The 4757-nt window shown below is 65.4% G+C and carries 5 protein-coding genes; 3 read left to right on the forward strand and 2 right to left on the reverse strand.

Annotated features, from left to right (window positions below; all coding sequences use genetic code 11):
* A partial coding sequence (locus SFU54_RS04670) for an agmatine deiminase family protein (RefSeq protein ID WP_319015140.1) occupies window positions 1-977 on the reverse strand: 977 nt, incomplete at its 3' end.
* 145 nt (window positions 978-1122) lie between these two features.
* On the opposite strand from SFU54_RS04670, the gene SFU54_RS04675 reads away from it, so the two are divergent.
* Window positions 1123-2988: a CASTOR/POLLUX-related putative ion channel gene (locus tag SFU54_RS04675; protein ID WP_319015141.1), complete on the forward strand. Its 1866-nt coding sequence runs from the start codon at window positions 1123-1125 to the stop codon at window positions 2986-2988.
* Window positions 2989-3033: 45 nt separating this feature from the next.
* Here SFU54_RS04675 and SFU54_RS04680 read toward each other — a convergent pair whose 3' ends face one another.
* The gene (locus SFU54_RS04680) at window positions 3034-4002 is read right to left on the reverse strand and encodes a sodium-dependent bicarbonate transport family permease (RefSeq protein ID WP_319015142.1); all 969 of its coding nucleotides are present in this window, start codon (window positions 4000-4002) and stop codon (window positions 3034-3036) included.
* A gap of 116 nt (window positions 4003-4118) precedes the next feature.
* On the opposite strand from SFU54_RS04680, the gene SFU54_RS04685 reads away from it, so the two are divergent.
* Complete coding sequence (locus tag SFU54_RS04685) at window positions 4119-4397, forward strand: helix-turn-helix domain-containing protein (protein WP_319015143.1); 279 nt, start codon at window positions 4119-4121, stop codon at window positions 4395-4397.
* Window positions 4398-4444: 47 nt separating this feature from the next.
* Window positions 4445-4585, forward strand: a complete 141-nt coding sequence (locus SFU54_RS04690) for a hypothetical protein (RefSeq protein WP_319015144.1) — start codon at window positions 4445-4447, stop codon at window positions 4583-4585.
* Window positions 4586-4757 lie beyond the last annotated feature (172 nt).

Below are 4757 nucleotides of genomic sequence, written 5' to 3' on the forward strand. Positions count from 1 at the left end.
CCGCCGCGCGCGAAGATCTCGCGGGCGTCGACCGTCACGACCTCGCGGCCGTAGGCCTCGGCGAGCGTGTCACGGGCGCGAGCATCCGCCACCTCGTCGTCGAACCCGCACGCGATGATGCCGCCATTGACGACGAGGTGATTGACGTAGCTGTAGTCGACGAAGCCCTCGTGGTCGCGCAATTGCGCGGGCGCGGGCAGCTCGATGAGCTCGAGTGAGCGGCCGCGCGCGTCGGTGGCCTGACGCAAGACGTCGTAGATCACGGGCATGACGGCGTGGTCGGGGTGCGCGGGGTCATTCTGCGCGTGCACGAGCACACGGCCCGGGCTCGCGAAGGTCGCAACGATGTCGACGTGCCCGCGCGTGCCGAGTTCGTCGTAGTCACGCGTGAGGCCGCGGGGCAGCCAGATGGCCTTCGTTGTGCCGATGGTGCGAGCGAGTTCGGCTTCGACGCGTTCTTTCGTGGCCCACCGGTTGCGGTCGGGGTCGAGCTGCACGGTGTCGGTCACGAGCACGGTGCCGTCGCCGTCGACGTGGATGCCCCCGCCCTCGTTGACGAGCACGCTCGAGACGCGCGTCACACCCAGCTCGTCGAGAATGCGTGCGGCGATGAGCGCGTCATCGTCGCAGTCGGCGCCCTGGCCCCACGCGTTGAAGATCCAGTCGACGCCACCGAGCTCCCCCGTCTCATCGTCGATGACGAACGTCGGGCCGAAGTCGCGCATCCAGAAGTCGTTAAGCGGCGCCTCGATGATCTCGATCTCGCTGCTGACCATGCGGCGCGCGCGCTCGCGCTCGCTCGGGTCGACGACCATCGTCACGGGCTCGAAGGGCACGATCGCGTGAGCAACGGCGGTCCACGCCGCATACGTCGATTCGCGCGCGGCGGACGAGTCACCCATGACCTCGCCCTCACGCGGAAACGCCATCCAGATGCGATCGTGCGGGGCCGTCTCTGCAGGCATGCGCCAAGTCATGGATGCTCCTCTAACGGTGTGCGCGCGGGGCCTCGTTGCCCGGCGCAGGTCGGCCAGCAATTCTTCCGCGAGCCTAGCCCCGCGCGGTCACTGACCCGCAACCCCAGCCAATTAGAATTCGCGCGCCTGTCTTGAAAGGACACCCGTGTCTCGACCCACCCTGCCCGAGCGTTTTCGCTACTGGTTCGACTCTGTCATGGCACGCGGAACTGTGTCGCTCATGGGCCTGCTCGCGCTGGCGAGCGGAGCCTTTATTCTCGCGATCACCGGTGTCGTCGTGGCCTTTCAGCTGTACCCCACGCGACTGCCCGACGGCTTCTCGTCGCTTGAGCCCGAAGAGATTCTCTGGGGTTCTCTCGTACGCGTGCTCAGCGCTGGCTCGTTCCGCGAAGACGAGGGGTGGGGCTTTCGCGTGGCCATGCTCGTCGTCACGATTGCGGGCTTGATCCTTGTTGCGAGCCTCATCGGTATCGTCTCGAGCGCATTCGATCGGCGATTGCTTGAACTGCGCAAGGGCCGCTCGCGCGTGCTCGAAACCGGCCACACGGTCATCTTGGGGTGGAGCAGTAAGGTCATTCCGATCGTGGCCGAATTGCAACTTGCCCAACGCAACGGCCGGCGCTCGCCGTTCGTGATTCTGAGCCCCCGCGACAAGGTCGAAGTGGAAGACGAACTGCGGGCGCGCATCGGCCGACAGCGTGGTTCTCACATCATCGTGCGGAGTGGCGACCCCATGGATCCGACCGACCTCGCGATGGTGAGCCCCGAAGCCGCGCGGTCGATCATCGTGATTTCGCCCGACACGGCGTTCGAGCCCGACATCGAAGTCATCAAGACCGTGCTCGCCCTCAATCGCGCGGTGCAGAACATCGACATCATTGGCGAACTGCGATCGACGTCGAATCTCGAAGCTGCTCGTCTCGCCGGTTCGGCATCGGTGCGGTGGGTCATTGGCGACGAACTCATTGGTCGGCTCACGCTGCACAGCGTTCGCCACGATGGCATCAGCGTGGTCTCCCGTGACTTGCTCGACTTCGACGGTGACGAGTTCTACGTGACGCGGCGAGCCGAGCTCGCGGGCGTGACGTATGCCGAGGCGCAGCGGCGGTTCGAGTTTGCGACTCTCGTCGGTGTCGTGCGCGACGGACACGTCAACCTGAACCCGGTGTCAAGTCTCTCCCTTCATGAGGATGATGAACTCGTGCTCATCGCGCCCGACGAACGTGGGCTCGGCACGGGCCCCGCGCAGCCCGTCGACTCGTCACTCATCGACATCACCCATCAGCGGCGTGAAGCACCGAGCCGCACACTCGTGTTGGGTCAGCACTCCGGCATGCAGTCGCTCGTGACCTCATTGCACGCATACTTTCCGCCCGGGTCGAGCGCTCACCTGGTGAGCAGCGAAGCGCGAGAAGTCACTGAGCCCGTTGCCCAGGTAACGACTCAGTTGGCCGACACGACGAGCCGTGCCGTGCTTGACAGCCTTGACATTCCCTCTTTCGACCACGTTGTCGTCGTGCCCTACAAAGACAGCTTGCCCACGCACAGCGCCGACGCGCGCACGCTCGTCACCCTCTTGCACTTGCGTGACATTCGCCGCGCATCCGGGGCCCACTTCTCGGTGGTCACCGAAATGCTCGACGACCGCAACACTGAGATTGCCGATGCCGACTCGGCCGACGACGTCATCGTGAGCGACTTGCTCGTTAGCCGCTTGCTCGCTCAGGTGTCGCGCACGCCCAGACTGGTCGATGTCTTCGACCGACTCTTCGGGCACGAGGGTAGCGAGACCCACTTGCGGCCGGTCGAACAGTATTGCCCGACCACTGTTCCCGTTTCTGTCGCGACGCTCATCGAAGCAGCGTCACGCCGAGGCGAGACGTTCATGGGATACCGCGTGGCTGCACGCATTCACGAACGCCCCGACTTTGGCGTCGTCATCAATCCGCGAACGTCGAGCTCGGTGACGTTCGCGGCTGGCGACCGCCTCATCGTTCTCGCCGACCGCTAGATGGCCGGCATCCCCGTTGTCACGAGGCGGCGTTGACTCGTCGCGCTACGCCTGACCGGTGAGCACTCCCGCCAACCACGTCAGGTACGGGATGCCCAGCACGAGGTTGATCGGAAACGTCACGCCGATGCTCGCCGCAAGCGGAATCGCCAGGTTCGCTTCGGGGAAGGCGAATCGCAGCGCAGCCGGAGCGGCGATGTACGACGCGCTCGCGCACAAGATCGCGAGCACGACCGCGCCACCCTGACCCATGCCGAGGGCGACCGAGAGTGCGACGACGGCGCCACCCACCACGAAGGGAAACAGTGCGGCGAAGACGAGAAGGCCGGGGCCTGCCTCGCGTAGCGAGCCGAGGCGCTGGCCGGCCTCGATGCCCAGGCCGAGCAAGAACAACGCGAGCACGCCGCGGAAGGGCTCTTCGAAGAAGCCCTGCACGCCCACGTAGCCCGCGTCGCCGATGGCGAAGCCGAGCACGAGACCTCCCGCGAGCAACACGATCGACTTGCCGGCGAGCACCTCATGCAGTGCTCCGGCCCACTTCACGGGGCCTTTCGCGGCCCGACTGGCGAGCAAGATGCCGACGACGATGCCGGGAATCTCGAGCACGGTGAGCAAGGTGGGCGCGTATCCGGGATACGCGACTCCCGAAGTCTCGAGAAAGACGAGCGCCGCGGTGAACGTCACGAGCGAGGTCGAGCCGTAGTGCGCCGCGACGCTTCCGCGATCAAGCGGGCCGAGCCGCGACATCACCCGGAGCGACCCATAGGCCACGACCGGAATCACCATGCCCAACACGAGAGCGAGCAGCACAGGGCCGATGACTTCGCCGAGCGATGCCGAGCGAAGGGCAACGCCACCCTTCACACCAATCGCGAGCAAGAGATAGATCGAGATCGAGGTCGTGAGTGCTTCGGGCAAACGCAGGTCGCTGCGCACAGCGACGGCAACGAGGCCCAAGACGAAGGCCAGCACCGGGGCCGACAGCAGATTGGCGGCGGCGGTTTCGAGAATCAAGGGGACTCCTGGGGGTGGCGGCGACAGGTGAATCTCAGTTCATGCATCTGAGACTATACATGCAATCTGGTTCATCTGTTGCGCACCGCGACCCTCACGACTGGCACAATGGCGACATGTCGTCGTGGACCTTTCTCACCCACCATGCGCACGTGTTGCTCGAGGTCGCCAAGAATCCCGACGCCACCGTGCAGCAGTTGGCTGTCGAAGTCGGCATCTCAACGCGGTCGACCGTGACGATTTTGGGTGACCTCGTTGACACGGGGTACCTCGAGCGTGAACGCCGTGGCCGCCGTAACCACTACGCCGTCATGCCGAACGCGCCGCTGCGTCACCCCTCCAACGCTGGCCACACGGTCGGCGACCTCATCAACGCACTCGCCGAACTGCGCTAGCGCGACAGTTCTCCGGCGGGCACCGATGCCGCCGCTAGGCTCACTGCATGTCTGATCACGATGACCGGCCGGTGGGCTTTCTCGGCAAGCTGCGCAGCATGAAGCTCATTACGTGGGTGCTCATCATCGGCCTTGTTGGCCTCACGCTCAGCGGCACCACCCTGCTGTTCGTGTTGCTCAACAACTAGCGCCGACGGGCGCGCACGACACCATGACCGCCGTAACCGCGCTCATCGCGAGTCTCGACGACCCCGCCCGCGCGGTGCTCGACGGCTGTCGAGTGCGTGCGCTCGAGCTCGTACCCGAGGCCGTCGAAGGCGTCTCGTACGGCATGCCCGCCCTGCTCTATCGCGGCAAGGG

This window comes from Microcella sp., assembly GCF_033763155.1.
In the GTDB taxonomy this organism is placed as follows: Bacteria; Actinomycetota; Actinomycetes; order Actinomycetales; family Microbacteriaceae; genus Microcella.

Excerpts from the sequence above, each read along its gene's own strand:
- SFU54_RS04685 (WP_319015143.1), top strand. The coding sequence starts at position 4,119 with ATGTCGTCGTGGACCTTTCTCACCCACCATGCGCACGTGTTGCTCGAG.
- SFU54_RS04690 (WP_319015144.1), top strand. The coding sequence starts at position 4,445 with ATGTCTGATCACGATGACCGGCCGGTGGGCTTTCTCGGCAAGCTGCGC.